The sequence below is a fragment of the Cohnella terricola genome, assembly GCF_007786475.1.
Taxonomy (GTDB): Bacteria; Bacillota; Bacilli; order Paenibacillales; family Paenibacillaceae; genus Cohnella; species Cohnella terricola.
In genome coordinates, this window is the sequence record NZ_VNJJ01000001.1 from 494,530 (window position 1) to 517,348 (window position 22,819).

Annotated in this window: 27 protein-coding genes; 25 read left to right on the plus strand and 2 right to left on the minus strand. The window is 54.4% G+C overall.

What is annotated here, in order from left to right:
- Positions 1-16 precede the first annotated feature (16 nt).
- Together FPZ45_RS02350 and comA are read right to left on the minus strand one after the other, a co-directional pair.
- Positions 17-475 (minus strand): DUF441 domain-containing protein, encoded by a 459-nt coding sequence (locus FPZ45_RS02350; RefSeq protein WP_144698383.1) that lies wholly within the window; start codon positions 473-475, stop codon positions 17-19.
- A gap of 92 nt (positions 476-567) precedes the next feature.
- Positions 568-1,392 carry a phosphosulfolactate synthase gene (gene comA / locus FPZ45_RS02355; protein ID WP_144697965.1) on the minus strand — a complete coding sequence of 275 codons (825 nt, stop codon included), beginning with the start codon at positions 1,390-1,392 and terminating at the stop codon, positions 568-570.
- A 186-nt stretch (positions 1,393-1,578) separates the two neighbouring features.
- Here comA and FPZ45_RS02360 point away from each other — a divergent pair, with 186 nt between their 5' ends.
- The 25 genes from FPZ45_RS02360 (at position 1,579) to spoIVB (ending at position 22,773) form a co-directional block, all read left to right on the plus strand.
- Entirely contained in the window at positions 1,579-1,842 is a 264-nt protein-coding gene (locus tag FPZ45_RS02360; protein WP_144697967.1) for a YqhV family protein, read from the plus strand.
- A gap of 100 nt (positions 1,843-1,942) precedes the next feature.
- Positions 1,943-3,088, plus strand: coding sequence for a stage III sporulation protein AA (gene spoIIIAA / locus FPZ45_RS02365; RefSeq protein WP_246120290.1), 1,146 nt, complete (start codon positions 1,943-1,945; stop codon positions 3,086-3,088).
- Positions 3,081-3,608: a stage III sporulation protein SpoIIIAB gene (gene spoIIIAB / locus FPZ45_RS02370; protein WP_144697970.1), complete on the plus strand. Its 528-nt coding sequence runs from the start codon at positions 3,081-3,083 to the stop codon at positions 3,606-3,608. Before spoIIIAA ends, spoIIIAB begins: the two co-directional genes overlap by 8 nt.
- Before the next feature lie 55 nt (positions 3,609-3,663).
- A complete protein-coding gene (gene spoIIIAC / locus FPZ45_RS02375) occupies positions 3,664-3,867 on the plus strand; it encodes a stage III sporulation protein AC (protein ID WP_094050916.1) in 204 nt (67 codons plus the stop codon).
- 9 nt (positions 3,868-3,876) lie between these two features.
- Positions 3,877-4,266, plus strand: a complete 390-nt coding sequence (spoIIIAD, locus tag FPZ45_RS02380) for a stage III sporulation protein AD (RefSeq protein ID WP_144697972.1) — start codon at positions 3,877-3,879, stop codon at positions 4,264-4,266.
- 14 nt (positions 4,267-4,280) lie between these two features.
- Positions 4,281-5,501 (plus strand): stage III sporulation protein AE, encoded by a 1,221-nt coding sequence (gene spoIIIAE / locus FPZ45_RS02385; protein ID WP_144697974.1) that lies wholly within the window; start codon positions 4,281-4,283, stop codon positions 5,499-5,501.
- A gap of 26 nt (positions 5,502-5,527) precedes the next feature.
- A complete protein-coding gene (locus FPZ45_RS02390; protein ID WP_246120300.1) occupies positions 5,528-6,259 on the plus strand; it encodes a stage III sporulation protein AF in 732 nt (243 codons plus the stop codon).
- A gap of 14 nt (positions 6,260-6,273) precedes the next feature.
- On the plus strand, positions 6,274-6,924 hold the full coding sequence (spoIIIAG, locus tag FPZ45_RS02395; RefSeq protein WP_144697979.1) for a stage III sporulation protein AG: 651 nt from the start codon (positions 6,274-6,276) through the stop codon (positions 6,922-6,924).
- Between the two features lie 36 nt (positions 6,925-6,960).
- Positions 6,961-7,623: a SpoIIIAH-like family protein gene (locus FPZ45_RS02400; RefSeq protein WP_144697981.1), complete on the plus strand. Its 663-nt coding sequence runs from the start codon at positions 6,961-6,963 to the stop codon at positions 7,621-7,623.
- 236 nt (positions 7,624-7,859) lie between these two features.
- Positions 7,860-8,348, plus strand: a complete 489-nt coding sequence (gene accB, locus FPZ45_RS02405) for an acetyl-CoA carboxylase biotin carboxyl carrier protein (protein WP_144697983.1) — start codon at positions 7,860-7,862, stop codon at positions 8,346-8,348.
- Positions 8,349-8,367: 19 nt separating this feature from the next.
- Entirely contained in the window at positions 8,368-9,723 is a 1,356-nt protein-coding gene (gene accC, locus FPZ45_RS02410) for an acetyl-CoA carboxylase biotin carboxylase subunit (RefSeq protein ID WP_144697985.1), read from the plus strand.
- A gap of 136 nt (positions 9,724-9,859) precedes the next feature.
- Positions 9,860-10,267 (plus strand): Asp23/Gls24 family envelope stress response protein, encoded by a 408-nt coding sequence (locus tag FPZ45_RS02415; RefSeq protein WP_144697987.1) that lies wholly within the window; start codon positions 9,860-9,862, stop codon positions 10,265-10,267.
- 157 nt (positions 10,268-10,424) lie between these two features.
- Positions 10,425-10,988 carry an alkaline shock response membrane anchor protein AmaP gene (gene amaP / locus FPZ45_RS02420; protein WP_144697989.1) on the plus strand — a complete coding sequence of 188 codons (564 nt, stop codon included), beginning with the start codon at positions 10,425-10,427 and terminating at the stop codon, positions 10,986-10,988.
- A gap of 15 nt (positions 10,989-11,003) precedes the next feature.
- Positions 11,004-11,234 carry a DUF2273 domain-containing protein gene (locus FPZ45_RS02425; RefSeq protein ID WP_144697991.1) on the plus strand — a complete coding sequence of 77 codons (231 nt, stop codon included), beginning with the start codon at positions 11,004-11,006 and terminating at the stop codon, positions 11,232-11,234.
- A gap of 142 nt (positions 11,235-11,376) precedes the next feature.
- Positions 11,377-11,838 carry a transcription antitermination factor NusB gene (gene nusB, locus FPZ45_RS02430; RefSeq protein WP_144697993.1) on the plus strand — a complete coding sequence of 154 codons (462 nt, stop codon included), beginning with the start codon at positions 11,377-11,379 and terminating at the stop codon, positions 11,836-11,838.
- On the plus strand, positions 11,835-12,686 hold the full coding sequence (gene folD, locus FPZ45_RS02435; RefSeq protein ID WP_144697995.1) for a bifunctional methylenetetrahydrofolate dehydrogenase/methenyltetrahydrofolate cyclohydrolase FolD: 852 nt from the start codon (positions 11,835-11,837) through the stop codon (positions 12,684-12,686). The genes nusB and folD overlap by 4 nt, the downstream gene beginning before the upstream one ends.
- Before the next feature lie 15 nt (positions 12,687-12,701).
- On the plus strand, positions 12,702-14,063 hold the full coding sequence (gene xseA / locus FPZ45_RS02440) for an exodeoxyribonuclease VII large subunit (RefSeq protein ID WP_144697996.1): 1,362 nt from the start codon (positions 12,702-12,704) through the stop codon (positions 14,061-14,063).
- Positions 14,056-14,340 carry an exodeoxyribonuclease VII small subunit gene (xseB, locus tag FPZ45_RS02445; protein ID WP_144697998.1) on the plus strand — a complete coding sequence of 95 codons (285 nt, stop codon included), beginning with the start codon at positions 14,056-14,058 and terminating at the stop codon, positions 14,338-14,340. The genes xseA and xseB overlap by 8 nt, the downstream gene beginning before the upstream one ends.
- 36 nt (positions 14,341-14,376) lie before the next feature.
- Positions 14,377-15,288: a polyprenyl synthetase family protein gene (locus FPZ45_RS02450; RefSeq protein ID WP_425456934.1), complete on the plus strand. Its 912-nt coding sequence runs from the start codon at positions 14,377-14,379 to the stop codon at positions 15,286-15,288.
- A 193-nt stretch (positions 15,289-15,481) separates the two neighbouring features.
- Positions 15,482-17,377, plus strand: coding sequence for a 1-deoxy-D-xylulose-5-phosphate synthase (dxs, locus tag FPZ45_RS02455; protein WP_144698002.1), 1,896 nt, complete (start codon positions 15,482-15,484; stop codon positions 17,375-17,377).
- Positions 17,377-18,231: a TlyA family RNA methyltransferase gene (locus FPZ45_RS02460; protein WP_144698004.1), complete on the plus strand. Its 855-nt coding sequence runs from the start codon at positions 17,377-17,379 to the stop codon at positions 18,229-18,231. The genes dxs and FPZ45_RS02460 overlap by 1 nt, the downstream gene beginning before the upstream one ends.
- A gap of 458 nt (positions 18,232-18,689) precedes the next feature.
- Positions 18,690-19,154, plus strand: coding sequence for a hypothetical protein (locus FPZ45_RS02465; RefSeq protein WP_144698006.1), 465 nt, complete (start codon positions 18,690-18,692; stop codon positions 19,152-19,154).
- The gene (gene ahrC, locus FPZ45_RS02470) at positions 19,154-19,603 is read left to right on the plus strand and encodes a transcriptional regulator AhrC/ArgR (RefSeq protein WP_144698008.1); all 450 of its coding nucleotides are present in this window, start codon (positions 19,154-19,156) and stop codon (positions 19,601-19,603) included. Before FPZ45_RS02465 ends, ahrC begins: the two co-directional genes overlap by 1 nt.
- Before the next feature lie 30 nt (positions 19,604-19,633).
- Entirely contained in the window at positions 19,634-21,319 is a 1,686-nt protein-coding gene (recN, locus tag FPZ45_RS02475) for a DNA repair protein RecN (RefSeq protein ID WP_144698010.1), read from the plus strand.
- 125 nt (positions 21,320-21,444) lie between these two features.
- Positions 21,445-22,773 (plus strand): SpoIVB peptidase, encoded by a 1,329-nt coding sequence (gene spoIVB / locus FPZ45_RS02480; RefSeq protein ID WP_144698012.1) that lies wholly within the window; start codon positions 21,445-21,447, stop codon positions 22,771-22,773.
- Positions 22,774-22,819 lie beyond the last annotated feature (46 nt).

The following is a 22,819-nucleotide window of genomic DNA, read 5'->3' on the forward strand; positions in this document are numbered from 1 at the left end:
CGCGAGGGCGGCTTTATTATTTACCGATGAACAGTTGGACGATTTTGAGAATCATCGCGGTTATTCCCGCGGCCATTAGAGGGCCGACTGGAATTCCCCGCAGCAAGACAACGCCAGCGATCGAACCGACGACGATCCCAACGATCAGTTGGGGATCCATCTTCAACGTCTCCAGACCTTTGCTGTTCAGGTAGGCGCCGATCGCTCCGCCGGCGAGCGCGACCCAGCCCACCCATCCTCCGAAAGCGTCGATCATATCTTTGGGCTGAATCCGGCCGGATGCGAAAGGGACCAAGACGGCCAGCGTCAGGAAGAGCAGGCCCAGCTCGATGCCTCTTCGTTCGATCGTCGGCAAATAACGATCCAGATGCGTCAGCTTGATGACGAGTAGAATACAAGCGGCTGTCGTAATAATCGAGGATCTCCCGACCAGCCCAATGATGATGAGCGCGACAAGAACCAGTTCTCCGTACAACACTTGCGTCACACTCCCGATTGGACAGATGGTACACGATATGGAACAAGCCCCGCGTTTAGAACGCGGGGCTTGTCGGCGCGGGAAAGAAATTAAATCATGTAATCGTTGAACGGAACCTGCTGAAGCTCGAACGTGTCGGAGCGCAATCCTCTGCGCATCGACTCCAGCGTGACGACGTCATGAGGCGCAACATTGCCCAGATGGACGTCGGGACCGAGCGATTTGATCAACGCCACTTGTTGTTCCTTCAAAGGCGCTTCCCAGAGTATGCGGTCCAGATTCGGGACCGCGTTCAGAATATGGGATAGATCGTCGCTTCGGCAATCCCCGCGCTCGTCGAATAGCCCGACGCCTATGCCGGATTCTCTCCCTTCGACAGTGACCATTTCCGCTCCGCAAGCCAAATCCTGCTCGGCCGTCGCGGCGAAATCATCTACGTTGATCCGCGATCCGAACAGCTTTTTCCCATATTCCGTATAGACTTGCAGACCCAGGCCTTTCGCGTCCCGGATCAGATCGTTGCGCAATCCGCGATCAAGGTTGATCGTACCGTCGGATACTTCGATTCCCGTAAATCCAAGGGCGAGAATCTGGCGGAGAAACCCGGGAACGACATCGAGACGCACCGCGGTTTCAAGCAATGTGCCTCCGGGAATGACGGTGATTCCGTTTTTGACGGCAAGATCGATCTTGCTTCGAATGACGGGAAGCGGATAGAGAGGTGACGTTCCGAAGCCGAATTTCAAAATGTCGATATATTCCCCGGCTGTTGTCAACAGGTCTTCGAAGGCGTGAAGGCCGATCCCTTTATCCAACACCATCGTACGACCTTTCGAACGGGGCTTCGATTGCCTGCGCCCGCTCGGATCGTGCAGAATGGCCGGCCATTCGTAATGCAAGGATGTGCTTTGCATGCTCAACTCTCCTCGTTCGTACCAAGGTGGATATTACTCGACCAATATATGCGTTCGCCCAAGGTTAGGTGATCCTCCGCCCGGTAAATTCGGAAGAGCTCCGACGATGGAGACAAGTTACGGGCAAAACCGGCATAAAGATAGTAACGCGGAAAGTTACCGCGCTGGTGATAGGGAGGAATCGTTATGGACAAAGCAGCATTCAGTATGGCCATGCTTCGGATATTGTCCGGCAGCATCGAATTGACCGCGGCGCTCGTCATGCTTCGGCTCAACGATGTGCAGAAGGCGCTGGCCGTCAATTCGATGCTAGCGTTGGTAGGACCGCTTGTTCTGATCTCCACGACGACGATCGGGCTGGTCGGGCTTGCGGACAAGCTGTCCCCTTCTAAATTTCTATGGATTCTCGCAGGGGTGGGCTGTCTTCTAATAGGGATATTGAGGAAATGACCGGAGCCCCGAAGGTACGGCCAAGCATGCATAATCCGGCTGTCCAAGCATACATATGAGAAAGCATTGATCATCTTCCGACGGAAAGGGGGGAGTCTAGTTGCAGCAATCGCAGCCTATCCTGGAGTTGTTTCCGGTATCCCTGCGTCTGGTGCTGGAGCGGATTCCGGCATTCGCTAGGGAAACGTTGGAAGAGATTCGCATTCGCGAGAATCGACCTCTGGAGATCGGATACGGAAGCCGTTATGCGTTCGTTCGCGAGGACGGATCGCTGACGGAGCTTGGCCATGACGCGTTCGTTCCCGGCAAAGAACATTGCCGTGCCCTCCTGGAGAGAATCACGAATCACTCGATTTACGCGGCGGAAGAAGAACTGCGCAGAGGGTATATCACCGTCTCCGGCGGACACCGGGTCGGACTGGCGGGGCGGGCGGTACTGGATAAAGGAGCCGTTTTCCACCTGCGGGATATCGCGGGTTTTAACGTGAGGATCGCGCGGGCGAGAATCGGTTTCGCCGCCCAAGTGCTGCCGGGTTTGCTGGATTTCAAAGCGAGAACGATTCGCCACGCGCTGATCGTATCCCCCCCGCAACAAGGCAAAACAACGCTGATTCGGGACTTGGCACGATCCATCAGCTCTGGGCAATGGCATCATCCGGCCGCGCGGGATTGGGGGAGCCGGAAAGTCGGCGTCGTGGACGAACGATCGGAGATTGCGGCCAGCGACAAGGGAGTTCCCACGTTCGACCTCGGTCCGCGCTGCGACGTGTTGGACGCCTGCCCGAAGGCGGAAGGGATCATGATGATGTTAAGATCGATGTCCCCGGAGATCATCGTCGTCGACGAGATCGGCCGTCAGGAAGACGCGGAAGCGATCCATGAGGCCGTTCACGCGGGCGTGCGGGTACTCGCGACCGCGCATGCCGCCGAATTGTCCGACCTGTTCGGCAGACCGGCGCTCGCCAAGCTGGCCGAAACGGGCATTTTCGGTTCTTACGTGTTCCTGACCCGGGACGGAAGCAAAGTCAATCATCGCATCGTATCGGCCGAAGAAGCGGAGAGGCAAACGTCGCGAAGCCGCCTGCGAACGATCGCGGCGACTCCGCGGGATGCTCCGGGCGCCGGCGGCGCGCAGCCAGAGATCGAAGGCTCGGGCCTGCCCGGCCAATCCATCGTCAAGAATCGGGCGTTGCCGGTTATCCGCTCTCCCGATATGCGCTTGTCGGGAGGCTCCGAAGATGCTTAAACTTGTCGGGGCTCTGCTCGTGTTGATCGCGGGAACTTTGATCGGGCTTGTGCAATCGGCGCGTTACGCGGCAAGACCGAGGCAAATCCGGGAGCTGCTTCACGCGCTTCAGCGCCTGGAGACGGAGATTGGATACGGCCAAACCCATTTGCCGGAAGCGCTGAAGCGAATTTCCGACACGGCTCCGCCTCCGCTTTCCTTGCTGTTCTCCGACATCTCGCGCTCGCTCTCGAAGGAATCGGCCGGGTCAGGGGAAACGGTCAGAGAGTGCTGGGAGAGAATCATCTTGGCCCGTTGGCCGGAGACGGCGATGAAAAATACCGAGAGAGAGGCGATACTCCGGCTAGGGGCGACGCTCGGAGGAAGCGGCCGCGAGGATCAGTTGAAGCATATCCGGCTTGCGGCGATCCAGTTGCAAGCGGAAGAAGCGGCGGCGAGGGAAGATCAGCGCCGGTACGAGAAATTAAGCCGCAGCTTGGGCATGCTTGGAGCCGCGTTGGTCGTGATCGTGATGATTTAACCGGGCGTTAGGCGGCGCCGAAGGATTTCGTCGGTAAATTTAGGAGGCCATAGCGATGAACATCGACATCAGCACCATTTTCCAAATCGCCGGTATCGGCATTATCGTGGCGATGATTCATACGGTGTTGAAGCAGATGGGCAAGGAAGATATGGCGCATTGGGTGACGTTGATCGGGTTTGTGGTCGTGCTGTTTATGGTCGTGCGCATGCTCAATGATTTATTCCAGGAAATCAAGACCATTTTCCTGTTTCAGTAGGTGAAGCGGGTGGACATTCTTCAGATCGTCGGAATCGGCTTTCTAGCGACCGTGCTCATACTCGTTATTCGGGAACAAAAGCCGATGTTCGCCTACTTGCTTGCCGCGTTTGTGGGGGTCGCGATTTTCCTCGCCTTCGTAGGCAAGATCGACGGCGTCATCTCCGTGCTCGAGGAGCTGGCGGAACGTTCGGGCATTCCGTCCGTGTATCTCAAGACGATGCTGAAAATTATCGGAGTCGCGTATATCGCGGAATTCGGAGCGCAGATCGTCAGGGATGCGGGACTTGAGAGCATCGCAACGAAAATCGAGTTCGCGGGCAAAATGCTCATTCTCGTCATGGCGGTTCCGATCATCAGCGTCATCGTCGAAACGGTGCTGAACTTGCTGCCGGCTTGACGGGGCGAAGGGGGATGAACGCGATCTGGCGGACGGGAAAGGCAAGTCGGTGGATGCTCCTTCTATTCTTGCTTGCGATCTTCTTCCTGCCGGAACGTGTTTCGGCGGTCGCCAGCGCGGAAGCTCCCGAGCAAAGCCGCATATCCGATGATTTGGCTAAACAGCAAAGCGAAGAAGTCGAGCTCGGACAAATTCAAAAATTTTGGAACGATTTAAAGGACGAATACGGCGGGTATTTTCCCGAAGGAAAACTTCCCGAACTGCGACAGCTCATGTTTCCCGACGGAAAAGGGTGGAGCGTCGGCCAGGCGCTGACCGGTTTAGCCAGATTTTTCTTGCACGAGGTGTTATACAGCGGCAAGCTTCTGGTGACGATCGTGCTGCTGACCGTATTCACAATGCTCCTAGAGACGATGCAGAGCGCGTTCGAACGCAACGCCGTCAGCAAAGTCGCCTACGGAATCGCCTACATGGTTCTGATCATTCTTGCCGTCAACAGTTTTCGAACGGCAACCTCTTACGCGGGAGAGGCGATCGGGAACATGGTGCAGTTCATGCTGGCGATGGTGCCGCTGCTCTTGACGCTGTTGGCCGGCACGGGGGGAGTCGCTTCGGTCGCGGTGCTTCATCCGCTCATCGTGTTTATGATCCATACGATTGGGACGATCGTGCACGTCGTCGTGTTCCCGCTGCTCTTTTTCTCGGCGGTGCTTCATCTCGTGAGCGCGATTACCGACCGCTACAAGGCGACGCAATTGGCGAATCTGCTCCGAAACGCGGGAGTTGGCGTGCTTGGCGTTCTTCTGACCGTTTTCCTAGGCGTGCTGTCGGTCCAAGGAGCGACGGGAGCGGTAACGGACGGTGTTGCGCTAAGGACGGCCAAGTTCGTGACCGGGAATTTCGTGCCCGTCGTCGGGAAGATGTTCTCGGATGCGACCGATACGGTGATGTCGGCGAGCTTGCTCGTCAAGAACGCAGTCGGATTGGCCGGAGTAATCGTCTTGTTGTTCTTATGCGCGTTCCCCGCCTTGAAAATATTAACGCTGGCCCTCATCTACAACTTGGCTGGCGCGGTGATGCAGCCGCTTGGGGGCACGCCGATCGTTCAGTGCCTGCAAACGATCGGCAAGACGCTCATTTACGTGTTCGCGGCGCTGGCTTCGGTCGGTTTGATGTTTTTTCTGGCCGTGACGATCATTCTTACCGCGGGCAATGCGGCACTAATGATCCGCTAACGGGAGGCGAGCGTTTTGTGGGATTAATGGACGCACTATCGGGCTGGCTTCGCCAGGTCATCGCCGTCATCCTGCTGGCTTCGCTGATCGATCTGATCTTGCCCAATCGAACGATGCAGCGTTACGTTCGGCTCGTCGCCGGTCTCTTCATCCTCATGACAGTGGCGACCCCGATCATGCACTGGCTGAAAGGAGATTTCGGCGGCAAGCTGGCGGCTGGCCTGCAGTCGGTCGAGCGCTCTCCGGGCGATGCGGAACGGGAATTGGCCATGATCGAGGAAGAAGGAGCGAAGCTTCGCGACAGCCATCTGGCGCAGGCCGAGAAGCTGGTCGCTGCGAGATTAGAATCCGAGATCCGTGGCGAAGTGGAGCAGGAAGGCCGACGATCCGTGCGCAAAGTCGACGTCAAACTGGCCCGCGAACGCGACGGAGCGCTGAAGGTGGCTCAGGTGGTCGTCGAGCTGGAGCTAGCGGATCCGGAAGCGGGAACGGGAGGCGGAACGCAAAAGGTTCCCGTACGGGATATCGAAGCGATCGCGGACGTAGATATTGAGATTCGGGCGGGCAGTATCGGCAGCGCGGATCGCGATTTGCCGGTTTCCGGCCGGGAATCGGGTGACCGGGCTGCCGCGGCCCGCGAGGATCGGGTCGATCGCGAGACGCGAACGCGAATCGCGGCGCTCGTGGCAAGTCGTTTCGGCATCGCAGCGGACATCGTCGTCGTCAAGCTGCCTGCGACGGCCGCCGAACGAAATTAAGCTGGAGGTGCGCTATGGCGAATTGGCTGGAGCGGCTGGAATCTTTCATCGGCGGAGGTTCCGGGGGGCCGCGCAGGGTGAAGGCATTCCGATGGCTCGTGCTGCTCGGCTTGATCGGCGCCGCCATGCTGCTTGCGGCTTCCCTGTTGAATATGAAGACGATAGATCCTTCGAAAACACCGGACTACTCCCCGCCCCGCGACGAAGACGTTCCGCAGCAGGAAACGTTCCTTGGCGGCGGCGAGGATAAGAACGGCTCTTCTTTCTCCGATATCGAATCCGAGATCGAATCGCGGCTCAAGGAGATGCTCGAGCGGATCGTAGGCGTCGGTACGGTCGACGTCATGGTGACGGTCGATTCTACCGAGGAGACAGTCGTGCAGCTCAACGAGAAGCAAATGCAGACGATAACGGACGAAACGGACCGCAATGGGGCAAAACGCCACATTACCGACATTTCGAAAGACGGCCAGGTGGTATTATACGAAGTCTCGGGAAACCAAACGCCGATTGTCGTGAAAAAGCTGAAGCCGCGAATCCGCGGCGTCATCATCGCGGCGAAAGGCGCGGAGAACGCGACGGTGCACAGACTGATCGCCGAAGCCGTATCCGCCGGGCTCGACGTGCCGATCCATCGGGTGTCGGTGTTGCCGCGCAAAGCATAGATGGCCTAAATTATAGATTCCGGGAGGAATGGACGAATGAACAACAAACGTCAAACGATATGGTTAGTCTCGATGCTTAGCCTGATGGTCGTGTTATCCGCTTATTACTTGTTTACCGAAGACGCTCCCTCCGACAAATCCAAGACGACGCAATCAATGGAAGACGCGGGCAAAGTCTCGGCGAATTCTCCGGACGGCTTGACGATTACCGAAGAGGACCCGACGGCCGACGAACTGACCGGCGCGGCGACGGGATCTGCGGGGAAGAAGGATAAAGGCGTTCAAGCTGCGGATTCGGGGGATACGTCCAAAGAGGATCAGGAAGTTCTTAAAGGAATGACCAACCTGTCGGGTAACGAACGTCTGGACAAAATCGCGCTGGATCAGAAAATGAGAATGAGCAAATACGCGGAAGAGCTGGAAACGATTATCGGGAACACGAAATCGAGTCAGGAAGAAGCGACAGTCGCCGTCGAGAAGCATAACCAACTCGAGGAATTGGACGCCAGAATTACGAGCCTTCAGGAAAAGCTGCTGCAAGACTTCGAGAACGCGGTCGTCTCCGAAGAGCAATCGAACTTCAAAGTGATCGTGCTCAGCGACAAGCTGGAGAAAAAACAAGCGATCGGCATCATCGATATGGCGACGAAAGAGCTTGAGGTCACGCCGGATCGCGTAACGGTGGAATACGTGCAGTAAGCCTGATCAGGCGGCGCGAATGAATAAAGCCAGAATCAGGGGCTATCCTGAAAGTAGATTCCGCTTCTACTTTCGGGGGCCCTTTCGCGCGTCCTGCCGAACATCCCCGCCGTTCGAGCCTAACCCTTTCCATTTCGGTCGATTATGGTATAATAACTTCGTTGTGGGTTCGAGCATGTTAGTCTTCGAACGCGCTTTCTTTAGACGGGGGATTCCCGAATCAAGGAGTGACCGAGATGTTTAAGCTGAGTGAAATTAAAGAATTGATTAAATTGGTGGACCAAACTACCGTACATGAATTGGAAATCGAGAACGAAGGCATGCGATTGTCCATTCGCAAGCCGGGTCGCACCGAAGTTGTGAATGTACAGACGCCTTCCCTTTCTCCTACATACTTGCCACAGGTTCAGACAGCCGCGCCTGTCGTGGCGGCGCCTTCGGCGCCGGCTGCGGAAGCGAGCGCTCCTGCGGCCGACACGTCCAATCTGCATCGCATCGTTTCGCCGATGGTAGGCACGTTCTACCGTTCGCCGTCTCCCGACGCGTCTGCGTTCGTAAGCATTGGGGACAAGGTGTCCGACAAAACTGTCGTATGCATTCTGGAAGCGATGAAGCTGATGAATCCATTGGAAGCGGAAGTAAAGGGAGAAATCGTGGACATTCTCGTGGAGAACGGACAGCTCGTCGAATTCGGCCAACCGCTATTCCTAGTTAAGCCGGAATAATCCCGAGGAGGACTTCGCTTTGAAATTTAACAAAATATTGGTTGCCAATCGCGGCGAAATCGCGGTCAGAATTATTCGCGCCTGCCGAGAGCTCGGGATTACCACGGTCGCGGTCTATTCCGAAGCCGACAGGGAGTCGCTGCACGTTAGATTGGCCGATGAGGCGTATTGCATCGGTCCAACCGCTTCCAAAGACAGCTATCTTAACTTGACGAACATTATGAGCGTCGCGACCTTGACGGATTGCGACGCGATTCACCCGGGCTACGGGTTCCTTTCCGAGAATGCCGATTTCGCGGAAATCTGCGAATCTTGCAATATTACGTTCATCGGGCCTTCTTCGGACGCGATTAGCCGTATGGGGGATAAGTCGGTTGCCAAGCAAACGATGAAGGACGCTGACGTTCCCGTCATCCCTGGCTCCGATGGACTGCTCGAGGATCTCGACGACGCCGTTCGCGTTGCGCGGGAGATCGGGTATCCGGTCATCATCAAAGCGACGGCCGGAGGCGGCGGACGCGGTATCCGGATCGCGGAGAACGAGGAGATGCTCGTTCGCGAGATTACGACTGCGCAGCAGGAAGCGGAAAAAGCTTTCGGCAATGCAGGCGTATACCTTGAGAAGTTTTTGACCGGCATGAAACATGTCGAAATCCAGATTATCGCGGACAAGCACGGCAATGTGGCGCACCTGGGCGAGCGGGACTGCTCCGTTCAGCGCCGACGCCAGAAATTGGTCGAAGAGGCTCCTTGCGCGATTATGACGCCCGAGTTGCGCGAACGCATGGGACAAGCCTCAGTCAGAGCCGCTCTCGCGGTGAATTATTCCGGAGCGGGGACAATCGAATATTTGCTCGGACCTGACGGAAACTTCTACTTCATGGAAATGAATACGCGGATTCAAGTTGAACACCCCGTAACGGAAATGATTACGGGCATTGACTTGATTAAGGAAATGATTTCCATTGCCGAAGGTGAACAGCTTTCCTTCAGACAAGAAGACGTGAAGTTCGACGGATGGGCGATCGAGTGCCGCATTAACGCGGAAGACCCTGACCGAAATTTCATGCCTTCGGCAGGCAGAATCGGGTTTTATTTGCCGCCAGGAGGCCCAGGCGTACGCGTGGACAGCGCAGCGTATCCGCAATACGTCATTTCTCCGCACTACGATTCGATGGTCGCGAAGCTGATCGTATGGGCTCCGACTCGCGAAGAAGCAATCGCGAGAACGCGCCGCGCACTGAGTGAATTTATGATTGAGGACGTCAAAACGACGATTCCTTTCCATATGAAGCTGATGAATCACCCGTTGTTCAACAAGGGTACGTTCGATATTAAATTCCTGGAAGAGCATGATGTGAACGGCGAAAGCTAAGTTGATCTTGCATCGGCGGACGCCACAAAAAGAGTCCAAGCGTTTGTCATAATAATCCGGGAATGCTATATTTATAGTAGTGAAGGCGGACGCTCGGACTTATGAAATTGTCCGGGATATGGAGGTGGAACAACGCATGGAAATGATTGCCCCGGAATACGAAAAAACGGAAATGGGAACAATCGAGATCGCGCCGGAGGTTATCGAAGTGATCGCAGGGCTTGCGACGCTCGAAGTTGACGGTGTAGCAGGCATGAGCGGAGGTCTTTCCTCAGGCATTGCCGAGCTCCTTGGACGCAAGAATCTGTCCAAAGGCGTAAAAGTCGAAGTTGGGCAACGCGAAGCGGCCGTTGACGTGTCGATTATCGTTCAATACGGTCGCCGTATACCGGAAATCTCTAGCGAAATCCAACGTAACGTCAAACGCTCGATCGAATCGATGACTGGACTTCATGTTGTGGAAGTTAACGTACATATTCACGACGTTCACTTCAAGACGGGCGAGAAACCCGAAGAAGATGAATCTCATGTACGAGTCCGATAGATGACGTGACCGCACCTGTTTTCCGCGGCAAACGGCAAAACTCCGATCTGCGGATGACGACCCTCTGACGAGAGCTTCCTCAGGGACAGCTCTCGCAGAGGTCTTTTCGCGATCATGGAGGAAACTACCCTAACAAGGAACAGGGAGGGCGCACTCGTTGATTAAAGTGTTGGACAGGCTGCTGTTGTTTTTGTACAGTTTGGTGATCGGTATTGCTTCTATCGTGGCTATCGTTGCCGCATGCGGAGGTTTTTCGGACAAATGGCTTGCGGATGTCGTCTACGAGTTTACTGGCGGCGCGCGAGTCGTGCAAGGCTCCGTAATCGGCGTATCGGCGATCATTTTACTCATTAGCTTGAGATTTTTAATCGTATCGATCAAGAGAGACGGAAATTCTGCACCTTCGATTAATCAACGCACGGACCACGGCGATATTCGCATCTCCGTCGAGACGGTGGAAAATCTTGCGCTTAAAGCCGCTTCCCGGACGAGAGGCGTCAAAGACCTGCGCGCGCGCGTCAGAGTGTCGGAGGCGGGGCTTGGCATCATGATCAGAGCATTCGTCGAAGGTGACGGCTCCATACCGGCGATGTCCGAAGAAATGCAGCGCACGGTATCTCAGCAGGTCGAAGAAGCGACGGGCATTCCGGTCGCAGAAGTATCCGTGTTCATCGCGAACGTAACGCAAGCGCCGACGACTTTTAAGAGCCGTGTAGAATAGGGGGGAATACCGCCTATGTGGAAAGACTGGTTGGAAGCTTACGGCGGCAGAATCGCCGGTGTGGCAGCGGGTCTCCTGTTCGGCATCATCTATTTGATCAGCGGATTCTGGGATATGCTGTTCTTCGCTTTGCTCATTGGCATCGGTTATTGGATTGGCAAACATAAGGACGAACGGCGGGGACCGCTATTTCCGTGGGAAAGATTGACGGATTGGGTAACGGACCGTTGGCCTTGGTCGCGATAATCCCTGTGAATGTTCTTGCCCGGACAGGACGGCGGAGCTTAATCGGCTCTGCGGTTTGCGAAGGAAAAGATGCTCATGGGTTTTTTTGCTTTTATCGCGGTCAACAATAAGCTTCAACGACTAGAAACATTCGGGAGGACTCATGAAGCGCAGACTTGCAAGAGAAATTGCGGTACAGAGCTTGTACCAGATCGAGATGAACGGCGTAACCGGACTGGAAGCCGTCAATATGGTGATGGACGAAGCCCGACAGGACAACGAAATTGGCACCGACGTGGCCGAATTGGCCCATATCGACGCATTCACGCGCGAATTGGTGCAAGGAGTGCAAGACCATCAACAACAAATCGACCAGCACCTTGTCATCTATTTGACAGGCTGGCAAGTTGATCGGCTCTCCAGGGTTGACCGCCAAATTTTGCGTTTGGCCGCCTATGAACTGCTGTATTTGCCTGAAGTTCCGCCTAAGGTCGTCATCAACGAAGCGATCGAACTGGCCAAGCATTTTGGTCTGGAAGAGAACGGAAAATTCGTTAACGGAGTTCTGGGGCGAATGCTGCGGGAGAGAGAAGAAAACCCATCGCAGGAGAGTGAGAAGCCATGAGCGCGCAATTAATCGAGGGAAAAAAAATCTCGGATTCAATCCGTGAAGAACTCAAGCAGGAAGTTGAGAAAATAAAGCAAGAAGGCATTACGCCTGGCCTTGTCGTCATTCTGGTCGGCGAGGATCCGGCTTCGCAAGTGTATGTTCGTAATAAAGCGAAAGCATGCGAGCAGCTCGGGTACTATTCGGAGGTCGTCCGACTGCCCGCAGAGACGACGCAGGACGAATTGCTGAAGCTCATCGATCAATACAATCGGCTATCTACGATTCACGGTATTCTCGTTCAGCTCCCGTTGCCGAAACATATCGAAGAGAAAGCGATTATCGACGCGATCGCGGTAGAAAAAGACGTGGACGGATTCCATCCCGTGAGCGTCGGCAATCTGATGATCGGAGACGATACGCTGCTTCCTTGCACGCCTTCCGGCGTCATCGAGTTGCTCAAGAGAACGGGCAACGATCCGGCTGGCAAACATGCGGTCGTCATCGGACGGAGCAACATTGTCGGCAAACCGGTCTCGATGTTGCTGCTGCGTGAGAACGCGACCGTAACGATCTGCCATTCCCGAACTCCGAATTTGCCCGAGATGGCTAGACAAGCGGATATTCTGGTTGCTGCAGTAGGCGTAGCTAAGCTCGTCAAGAAGGAATGGGTCAAACCGGGCGCCGTCGTCATCGATGTCGGCGTGAACAGGCTGCCGGACGGTAAGCTGTGCGGCGACGTGGATTTCGACGAAGTCTCCGAAGTTGCAGGCTGGGTGACGCCCGTACCTGGCGGAGTAGGCCCAATGACGATTACGATGCTGATGGCGAATACGCTGAAAGCGGCGAAACGTTCTTCACGATAGAAAGGAGCCATGCGAATGGAACCGGCGCGCGCGTTAAGCATACGCGATATCAATCGGCTCATCAAGATGAAGCTCGAAGGCGACGCCGGACTCCAGAACATCTGGCTGCGAGGCGAAATATCCAATTTTACGTTCCACTCCAGCGGCCATATGTATTTTACGCTGAAGGACGAGGGCGCAAGATTAAAATGCATTATGTTTGCCTCATACAATCAACGACTGCCGTTCGCTCCCAAGGACGGAATGAAGGTGCTGGCCCGCGGGGGTATATCCGTCTACGAACGGGACGGGCAATATCAGTTTTACGCTACTGCGATGCAGCCGGACGGGATCGGCAGCTTGTATCTCGCATTCGAGCAACTGAAGAGGAAGCTTGAGGGCGAAGGGCTGTTTCGCGCGGAACTGAAACGTCAGATCCCCCTGTATCCGCGTACAGTGGGCGTAATTACTTCGCCGACCGGGGCAGCGGTTAGAGATATTCTGATTACGTTGGAACGTCGGAACCCCGGCGTTCACGTGCTCCTCTATCCGGTATCGGTGCAAGGCACGGGAGCCGCTCCATCCATCGTTAAAGCGATTCAAGCGATGAACGCGCTGGGCGAAGCGGACGTGTTGATCGTCGGAAGAGGCGGAGGTTCGCTCGAAGAGCTGTGGGCGTTTAACGAGGAGGCCGTAGCCAGAGCGATCAGGGCATCGGTCATACCGGTCATATCCGCCGTTGGGCACGAGACGGATTTTACAATCGCGGACTTTGCCGCGGACTTAAGGGCTCCGACGCCTACGGCGGCAGCGGAGCTTGCGGTCAGGCATATCGGGGAATTGAAGCAGGAGCTTGCGTATTTGGAGCGGAAAATGGCGCACTCGCTGCATGCATTGTTAGCCAAAGCGAAAGAGCGTTGGCAGCATGCGGCGCGATCCTCGTATTTCACGCAGCCGAGAAGAAGTCTTCTCGCTCAGGCGGAACGTCTCGACCGGCTTAGGGAAACGCTGCAATACCAAATGAAGGGCGAGCAGGCCAAAGCGCAAGAGCGATTCTCCCGTCTAAGCGGCAGATTGCAGGCGGTGAACCCGAAGCAGCAAACGGTCTATGCCCGCAAGCGAATGGAGACGGCGGCGAGAGGTTTGGAATTAGCGATGAACGGCATCTTGCGAGACAGCCAAAGCCGGTTCTCGTCTCTCGTCAGGCATTTGGATGCGCTCAGTCCGCTCAAAGTAATGGGACGCGGTTACAGCTTGGCGTACGACGAGAACGAGAAGAAGCTGATCCGTTCGATCAAAGAAGTGCAACCGGGCGATTTGATCCATATTCGGCTATCGGACGGCAAATTGGATTGCCAAATCTGGGGAATTCAAGAGGAGGAGCGGACAAATGGCTAAAAACGTTACGGGCGGGGCGGATCAATCTTCTATTAACGAAGAGACGACGGAACCGACTTTCGAGTCGGCGATGGAGAAGCTGGAATCAATCGTGTCGAGGCTGGAAAGCGGAGACGTTCCGCTGGAAACGGCCATCGAGCTTTTTCAAGAAGGAATGTCCTTGTCCAGACTATGCGGCCAGAAGCTGGAACAGGTGGAACGCCGCATCGAAACGCTTGTGGAAGGCGAAGCCGGCCTGCAGCGCAAACCGTTCGCGGCGGGAAAAGAAGAAGCGTAACCTAAGCTAAGCTTCGAAATGCAAAGGGGTATACATGTGACGACTTCGATGGGAATACATACTTATTTGCACAATTGTCGGAATCGGGTGGAAACTGCTCTTCGTACGGTATTTCCGTCCGATTGGTTGATTCCGGACAAGCTGAGGGAAGCGATGGATTATTCTTTGCTCGCGGGAGGCAAGCGGATTCGTCCGATCTTGGTTCTTGCTGCAGCGGAAGCGGTCACGGGCGAGGAGGAGACGTCTGAGAAGGCGTTGGACTTCGCTTGCGCCGTCGAGATGATCCATACCTATTCGCTCGTTCACGACGATCTGCCGGCAATGGATAACGACGATTATCGTCGCGGCCGTCCGACGAACCATAAAGTGTTCGGAGACGCGATGGCGATATTGGCCGGGGATGGCTTGCTGACCCATGCATTTCATATCGTCACGCAAGCGGCGAAAACCGGCGTCCCCGCCGCTCGCGTGCTAGCGGTCATCGAAGAGTTGTCCCGCTTTGCCGGACTGACGGGAATGGTCGGAGGACAAGTCGACGACATGCTTGGCGAACAAGGCATCACCTCGCTGGAACAGCTTGAACGTATTCATCTGCATAAGACGAGCGACCTCATCGCTTTCTCGCTCAGAGCCGGCGGTCACGCCGCGGAAGCGGACGAGCGCCAGCTCGAGGCGTTGGGACTTTTCGGACGCAATGTCGGCCTTGCTTTTCAGATCCAGGACGATATTCTCGACCTGACGGGGTCCGCGGACAAGCTCGGCAAACCAGTCAAGAGCGACGAACGGCAAGAGAAGGTGACTTATCCATTCCTGCTCGGACTGGACGAAAGCCGCAGGCGCGTCTCCCAGTTGACGAAAGAAGCCGGAGATGCTTTGCTTCAGGCGGGGCTAGCCAGTCCACAGCGATTGCTCGAGATCGCCGATTATTTAATTAACCGGGACCATTGACCCGGCACACCGGGACCAACGTCGAAGTCATCGCCTCATTCGTGATTGCCGCGCTTCGCGACAACTCGCGCATGAGGTTTTTTATTGAACGTACGATGTAAAAGTTGTCGGCACGCAGCGGGAATTTGGGCATTGTTTTGAGGATATGGTATAATAACGGTAATATCATCGTGGGGAAAGCGGGGAACATCATTTGCTGCTCGAGCGAATCGACAGTCCGACCGACTTAAAAAAACTATCGCTGTCCGAGCTCCCTCAGCTGGCCGAAGAAATCCGACATTTTCTCATTGGGAAATTGTCCGTTACCGGAGGCCATCTGGCACCGAATCTCGGTGTCGTGGAGTTAACGCTAGCGCTTCATTATTTATATAACAGCCCACAGGACAAGTTTATCTTCGACGTGGGCCATCAAGCTTATGTGCATAAGATGCTGACAGGCCGCCAGGATCGGTTCGACACCCTGCGCCAGAAAGACGGGCTGTGCGGATTCGTTAAACGCAACGAAAGCGAGCACGACGTATGGGAAGCAGGCCATAGCAGCACGTCTCTGTCCGCGGCGATAGGGATGGCTTTGGCACGCGATTTGAAAGGCGACAGCAACAAGGTCGTTGCCGTCATCGGCGACGGCGCTCTTACGGGCGGTATGGCGCTTGAAGCCTTAAATCACATCGGCCACGAAAAACGCAAATTAATGGTCGTGCTCAACGATAACGAGATGTCTATCGCTCCGAACGTAGGAGCTCTTCATAACTATCTGGGCAAGGTAAGAACAGAGAAGATCTATCGCAAGGCAAAGGATGAATTGGATTGGCTTCTGCGTAAAGTTCCGGCGATTGGCGGGAAGCTTGCCCGGACGGCGGATCGGGTAAAAGACAGCCTGAAGTACTTGATCGCGCCCGAAGGAATGCTATTCGAGGAATTCGGGTTGAAGTATCTTGGCCCAGTAGACGGCCATGATATCGGCAAGCTTCTGGAAGCTTTCAAACAGGCTGACAGCTTGGAAGGTCCTGTGCTTGTGCACGTAATGACCGTCAAAGGAAAAGGTTATTCTCCGGCGGAAGCCGATTCGCATAAGTGGCACGGAGTTACGGGTTCGTATAAGATCGAATCCGGCCAAGTCGTCAAGCCGGTCGGCCCGCCGATGTACACGGAAGTATTCGGCAACACGCTGATCGAACTGGCGGAACAAGATAAGCGGATCGTAGCGGTTACGCCCGCAATGCCGGGCGGATCGGGCTTGCTGAAATTCGCGGAGAAGTTCCCGGATCGGATGTTCGACGTTGGGATCGCGGAGCAGCATGCGGCCACGATGTCGGCCGCGCTGGCGATGGAAGGAATGAAACCCGTGTTCGCGGTGTATTCGACCTTCTTGCAACGGGCGTACGATCAAGTCGTCCACGATATCTGCAGGCAGAATCTGAACGTCGTTTTCGCAATCGACCGAGCCGGCTTTGTCGGTGCCGACGGCGAAACCCATCAAGGCGTCTACGATATCCCTTTTCTAAGACACATTCCCAACATGGTGATCATGATGCCGAAGGACGAGAACGAATTGCGGAACATGCTGCGAACCGCCGTTGATTACGATGGCGGACCGATCGCCGTACGTTATCCCCGCATAGCTGGCACTGGGGTCAGTATCGACGAGCAGATGAATCCGATCGAGATCGGTACTTGGGAGACGGTCCGCGAAGGCGATTATGCCGCCGTGCTCGCGATCGGTCCGATGGTGCAGGTCGCCGAAGAAGCGGCTGAACTGCTCAAACGTGAAGGAATCAATATTCGCGTCATTAACGCTCGCTTCATCAAGCCTCTAGATAAGCAGATGCTGCTTGCGTTGGCCAAGGAACGGATTCCTTTGATGATCGTAGAAGAAGGATCGGTATTGGGCGGGTTCGGCAGCTCCGTTCTCGAGTTCTATGCGATGCAGGGAGTTCAACCCGCCTCAGTGCATCTTGCCGGAGTTCCGGACATCTACGTGGAACACGCGACGATTAAAGAACAGAGGGCGGAAGTCGGATTAACCGCCGAAGGGATCGCCAAACAGCTGGCATCGCTTCAAGTACGCACAAGGCAAAGGGCAACCTAATGGAAAAAACGACGACGGCGAAAGAACGATTGGATTTGCTATTGCTTGAGCAAGGCTATTTCGAAAGCCGCGAGAAAGCAAAAGCCGCAATCATGGCGGGTTTGGTGCTCATCGGCTCCGAACGCGTGGACAAAGCGGGAACGAAAGTGCCCAGGGATGCGGCGATTACCGTTAAAGGGGCCGTTCACCCCTACGTCAGCCGGGGCGGCTTAAAGCTGGAGAAGGCGATCAAGCATTTTCATTTGGATTTGCAAGGCGCGGTAATGCTCGACATCGGCGCTTCCACCGGAGGATTTACGGATTGCGCCTTGCAGAATGGCGCTTCGCACGTATATGCCGTGGATGTCGGTTATAATCAGTTGGATTGGTCACTGCGTCAGGACGAGCGTGTACAGGTGCTTGAGCGAACGAATTTCAGGCATATGCAGCCGGAACAATTGGACGGCCCTGCGCCAGGGTTCGCGACGATCGATGTATCGTTCATATCGCTTAAGTTGATTTTGCCGACGCTTGCTGGCATATTGGCCACTGACGGTACGACGATCGCATTGATCAAACCACAGTTCGAAGCAGGGAAAGATCAAGTAGGTAAGTCAGGCGTCATTCGCGACCCGGCGGTTCACGCCAGCGTATTGAGAGAAGTATTGACGACGGCGAACGAGCTTGGTTTCGAGCTTAAAGGCTTAACTTATTCTCCGATTACTGGAGGAGAAGGAAATATCGAATTTCTGGCCTATTGGCAGCTTCCCCCGTCCGGAACTCCGTTGCCTGAACTTACGGAGGACGAGCTAAACGGGATGATCCGCAAGGTCGTTGAAGAAGCAGGCTCCGCTTTCCGTCGCACGCCTTCCTGATTCGATTTATAATGTTTATCCGGAACACCCGGAGCTGCCGAAGAACGGCCGGAGGAACCGGGCGTATTGGCGTGCTTCGGGTGTTCCCTTGTTCATACGGCTTAACATCGCTACTGTTCGCACCTGAGACGAATAGCGATGAGAAACATCGTACTTATGTCTGGTGGGGCGCTTGTTGGGGCAAATACGATGAAAAACATTGCTATTAGAGGCGTAACACCACTGTTGCTTTACCCTCGGTATGATTAGCGATGGAAAACATCGTACTTCAGTCTCGAGAAGTGTTTATCGGGAAGAAATACGATAAAAAGCATCGTTAATCACGTAGTCAATGAATGTATACGTTTCCGTTCGCCAAAGAGGATAATCGGCCACCGATCTCGAAAAGAAAAAGAGCGTCATCACATCCAGTCCAACCCGCATATGTCTCCGTCAGCGAACATTCTGGGAGGTCCGACATGGATAGTATCGGCGATTGGATTATCATGCTTGCTGCGGCGAGCTTGATGGGTTGGTGGGTTGTCAGGCGGTTTGACCGGTGGCTGCACGAGCCCCCCGGCTCGAGATTGCGCAAGCTGGCCCTAGCCGGAGGAGTCGATGAGGATGACAACGTTCTGTCTTTGCGCGAGCAAGGATACGAAGTGCTGTCTGGGAAACATCGGATCCCTCTCGGAGTAGTCATCGATGACGGTCCGACGATGCCGACCCGACTTTATTTCGATTATTTGGCCGTCAAGGAAGATAAATATTATTTAGTGAAGCTTGAACGCTCCAGACAGCCGATGGAATGGACGGCAAGCGGGCTGAGGGAAAGGCTTCTAGCTTATGCGCTGTTGTTCCCAGATTGCGAAGGAATCGTGATCGTGCATTCTCAGGAACGACAAATCAAAACAGTACGATTCAAAGTGGAGGATGGCCAGTAATGAAAGGACAACGTCAACGCAAAATCCGCGAGTTGATCGGCGGAGGGGAAATCGAAACGCAAGAAGAACTCGTGGAAGCGCTGAGTCTGGAAGGCATGCAAGTGACGCAAGCGACAGTATCGCGCGACATTAAGGAAATGCAACTGATCAAAGTCCCGCTGGAGGATGGACGATATAAATATTCGATGCCGCAAGATCAGCGTTATAACCCGGCTCACAAGCTAAAGAGAGCGTTGCTTGATCATTATTTGGGGGCGGAATCCGCTGAGAATCTCGTCGTTTTGAAATGTTTGCCTGGCACGGCGGGGACGATAGCCGCGTTGATCGATGGCATGGATTGGCCGGAAATTATCGGAACGATTGGCGGAGACGATACAACGCTCATTATAAGCCGGTCGAAAAGCCACGGCGAGGATGTACTGAAAAGAATCAACGATATTATGAAGTAATCATTTCTGCCGAATTCAAGGAGGCGAATCATGCTTCGGGAATTATCCATTCATAACTTGGCTGTAATCGAGAACGTATCCGTTCATTTTCATCACGGATTTCATGTGCTTACCGGCGAGACGGGAGCAGGCAAATCGATCGTCATTGATGCTCTGACATTGGCGGCCGGCGGCCGCGGGTTCGCGGAGATGATTCGTCACGGCTGCGACAAAGCGGATATCGAAGCTGTCTTTGATCTGCCGAACGGCCATCCTGTCTGGGAGACGCTGAATCGGCTAGGCATTGTCGCGGATTCCGAGGAAACGCTGCTAATTCGCCGGGAATTGCATGCGCAAGGGAAATCCGCTGCCAAAATCAACGGCCAGAATGTCACATTAACGATGCTTAAAGAAGTAGGAGAGCATCTCGTCAACATTCATGGACAGCATGAGCATCAATCGCTGCTAAGAACCGAGAAGCATTTGGAATGGCTGGATATGTTCGCTGGAGATGACATTCTGGAAGAGAAGAAATCTTATCGTAAACTTTTTCAGGAATACCAAGACGTGAGCCGCGAACGGCGGGAACTGGAAGATAAATCGAGACAAGGCATGCAGATGCTCGATTTGTACCGTTTTCAACTGGAGGAGATCGGAGAGGCGCGTCTAAAGCCCGGTGAAGATGAATCCCTGGCCGACGAAAGGCGTAAACTAACCCATGCCGAGAAGCTGTCCGATTCCGTAACGGAAGCGTACGAGCTCTTATATGGTTCTAAAGGCTTGGGCGCGATATCTCGCGCTCTGACTCGCCTTCAGGATGTCGTCAAATTCGATCCCGCTTTGTTGCAGCCACTCGTAGAACAACTGCAATCCGCGTATTATGCGGCCGAAGACGGCGCTTATCAGCTTCGCGATTATAAGGAAAATATCGAGTTCAACCCTCAGCGCCTCGCGGAAATCGAGCAGCGCTTGGACGTGTTGCACAGCTTAAAACGCAAATACGGCGAGACGATCGAAGATATTTTGGAATACCGAGACCGTATTCAGACGGAGACCGAGCAGCTCGACAATCGCGACGAATTGCTCAAGGAACTGACGGAACGTGAGGCGTTGCTTCGCAACGAATTGCAGGTTAGGGCGGATAAGCTCTCGGCAATTCGGAAAAAGGCTTCCAGGAATCTTGCTCGGCAGATCGAGGAAGAGCTTACCGCATTACAAATGGAGCGTTCTATCTTCGAGGTGAAGCTCGGCACGTCGGAATTGACGAGCATGGGATGCGATACAGCGGAATTCGTCCTTTCCACGAATCCCGGGGAACCGCCCAAACCGTTGGCCAAGATCGCATCCGGCGGCGAAATGTCTCGAGTCATGCTAGCGCTTAAAGCGATATTCGCGCGAATCGATGAAATTCCCGTGCTCGTATTCGATGAAGTCGACACCGGCGTCAGCGGTCGGGCAGCCCAGGCGATCGCCGAGAAGCTTAGCTTGCTGTCGCGGCATTGCCAAGTGTTCGCGATTACCCATCTCCCGCAAGTCGCCTGCATGGCGGACCATCAATATGAAATCTACAAGCAAGTCACGGCGCAAGACCGTACGCAAACGACTGTAACGGAGCTTACGGCGGAGCAGCGGGTCGACGAACTTGCCAGAATGCTCGGGGGCGTGGAAGTTACGGAAAAAACACGCCACCACGCACAAGAAATGCTTAGTTTGGCGCAAGTGCGAAAAAACGCGTAACGACGCGAAAAAATCGCCCGAAAGGAAGCTTTTTGAGAACATAAAAGAGGCATGGCACGGTTACCTTATAGGTACGTTATCGGCGGAATGAAACGCCGATTCAGACTGTAGGGGAGCGTGAGAACTTGTACCAGAAACACTCCAGAAAACGTCGAATAGGTCTCGTCGTTGTTCTTATGCTGATCATAGCCGTTTGCTCTGCGCCTTTTCAACATTTTGCCGAGTTTCCAAACCGGGTACGATTGTTTCAGGGACAGGCGGTATCCTTACATTATGCGATGCCGGTGCATGCTCAAGTCAGTTTGAACCCGCGCGTCGCGGCCATCAATGGCAGCAATGATGCATCCGTTCATGTCGATCTAAGACATCCTTTATCCATCCAGCCGATCTCAAGCGGCGTAACGAATCTCAAGCTCAAGCTTTTCGGCAAAATTCCATTCAAAACGGTTCGGCTTCAAGTGATTCCGGACTTGCGAGTCATTCCCGGAGGCCAAACGATCGGCGTAAAAGTCAAAGCGGCGGGAATCATGGTTGTCGGTCATCATCTGGTCAAAACCAAAAATAATGAACGGATATCTCCTGGTGAATCAGCCAAGCTTCGGTTAGGCGATCTGATCGTGGAGATTAACGGCGAACCCTGCAACGATATTTCCAAGATCGCGGCTTATTCGGAAACTGCAGGTCGTAACGGCATGCCAATGAAACTGCTGGTGCAAAGAGGAAAAGAAAGATTCAAAACGATGATTACACCCGCTTATGACGAAGAGGACAAAGCCTGGAGGTTAGGTCTTTATATCCGTGATTCGGCAGCGGGTGTAGGCACCTTAACGTTCTATGCGCCGGATCAGGGCGTTTATGGAGCGCTGGGGCACGTGATCACAGATATGGATACCCAGACGCCGATCGTCGTCGGAAGCGGCGAAATTCTGCAATCGAGCGTATCATCCATCAATAAAAGCCAGAGCGGAGAACCGGGCGAGAAAAGGGCGCATTTTCTGAAAGAAGGTCGCACGCTGGGGAATGTTGAGCGCAATACTCCGTTCGGTATTTTTGGAAAAATGAAGCAACTGCCGGATCATGCGTATCATCCCGAACCGATCTCGGTCGCATTTGCCGAGGAAGTGAAGGAAGGGCCTGCGCAAATTCTTACAGTCGTCGATAAACAGAAGGTCGAGCGATTCAATATCGAGATCGTCCACGTGACCAAACAATTGTCCCCCGCAACGAAGGGAATGGTCATCAAGATCACCGATCCCGCGCTGCTTGAACGCACAGGCGGAATTGTACAAGGCATGAGCGGAAGTCCGATTATCCAGAACGGAAAGTTGGTCGGCGCCGTTACTCATGTGTTCGTCAACGATCCTTCTTCGGGTTACGGGTGCTTTATCGAGTGGATGCTTCAAGACGCGGGTATTATGCTTAATCCGGAACAAACGATGTCTAAGGCGGTTTGACGCCTTAGATTTCGTTATGCCGAGAAGACATTTGTCGAAAATATAC

Coding starts and splice junctions, on each gene's coding strand:
- comA (WP_144697965.1), bottom strand. CDS start 1,392: ATGCAAAGCACATCCTTGCATTACGAATGGCCGGCCATTCTGCACGAT.
- FPZ45_RS02360 (WP_144697967.1), top strand. CDS start 1,579: ATGGACAAAGCAGCATTCAGTATGGCCATGCTTCGGATATTGTCCGGC.
- spoIIIAB (WP_144697970.1), top strand. CDS start 3,081: ATGCTTAAACTTGTCGGGGCTCTGCTCGTGTTGATCGCGGGAACTTTG.
- spoIIIAC (WP_094050916.1), top strand. CDS start 3,664: ATGAACATCGACATCAGCACCATTTTCCAAATCGCCGGTATCGGCATT.
- spoIIIAE (WP_144697974.1), top strand. CDS start 4,281: ATGAACGCGATCTGGCGGACGGGAAAGGCAAGTCGGTGGATGCTCCTT.
- FPZ45_RS02390 (WP_246120300.1), top strand. CDS start 5,528: ATGGACGCACTATCGGGCTGGCTTCGCCAGGTCATCGCCGTCATCCTG.
- spoIIIAG (WP_144697979.1), top strand. CDS start 6,274: ATGGCGAATTGGCTGGAGCGGCTGGAATCTTTCATCGGCGGAGGTTCC.
- FPZ45_RS02400 (WP_144697981.1), top strand. CDS start 6,961: ATGAACAACAAACGTCAAACGATATGGTTAGTCTCGATGCTTAGCCTG.
- accB (WP_144697983.1), top strand. CDS start 7,860: ATGTTTAAGCTGAGTGAAATTAAAGAATTGATTAAATTGGTGGACCAA.
- FPZ45_RS02415 (WP_144697987.1), top strand. CDS start 9,860: ATGGAAATGATTGCCCCGGAATACGAAAAAACGGAAATGGGAACAATC.
- FPZ45_RS02425 (WP_144697991.1), top strand. CDS start 11,004: ATGTGGAAAGACTGGTTGGAAGCTTACGGCGGCAGAATCGCCGGTGTG.
- nusB (WP_144697993.1), top strand. CDS start 11,377: ATGAAGCGCAGACTTGCAAGAGAAATTGCGGTACAGAGCTTGTACCAG.
- folD (WP_144697995.1), top strand. CDS start 11,835: ATGAGCGCGCAATTAATCGAGGGAAAAAAAATCTCGGATTCAATCCGT.
- xseA (WP_144697996.1), top strand. CDS start 12,702: ATGGAACCGGCGCGCGCGTTAAGCATACGCGATATCAATCGGCTCATC.
- xseB (WP_144697998.1), top strand. CDS start 14,056: ATGGCTAAAAACGTTACGGGCGGGGCGGATCAATCTTCTATTAACGAA.
- FPZ45_RS02460 (WP_144698004.1), top strand. CDS start 17,377: ATGGAAAAAACGACGACGGCGAAAGAACGATTGGATTTGCTATTGCTT.
- FPZ45_RS02465 (WP_144698006.1), top strand. CDS start 18,690: ATGGATAGTATCGGCGATTGGATTATCATGCTTGCTGCGGCGAGCTTG.
- ahrC (WP_144698008.1), top strand. CDS start 19,154: ATGAAAGGACAACGTCAACGCAAAATCCGCGAGTTGATCGGCGGAGGG.
- recN (WP_144698010.1), top strand. CDS start 19,634: ATGCTTCGGGAATTATCCATTCATAACTTGGCTGTAATCGAGAACGTA.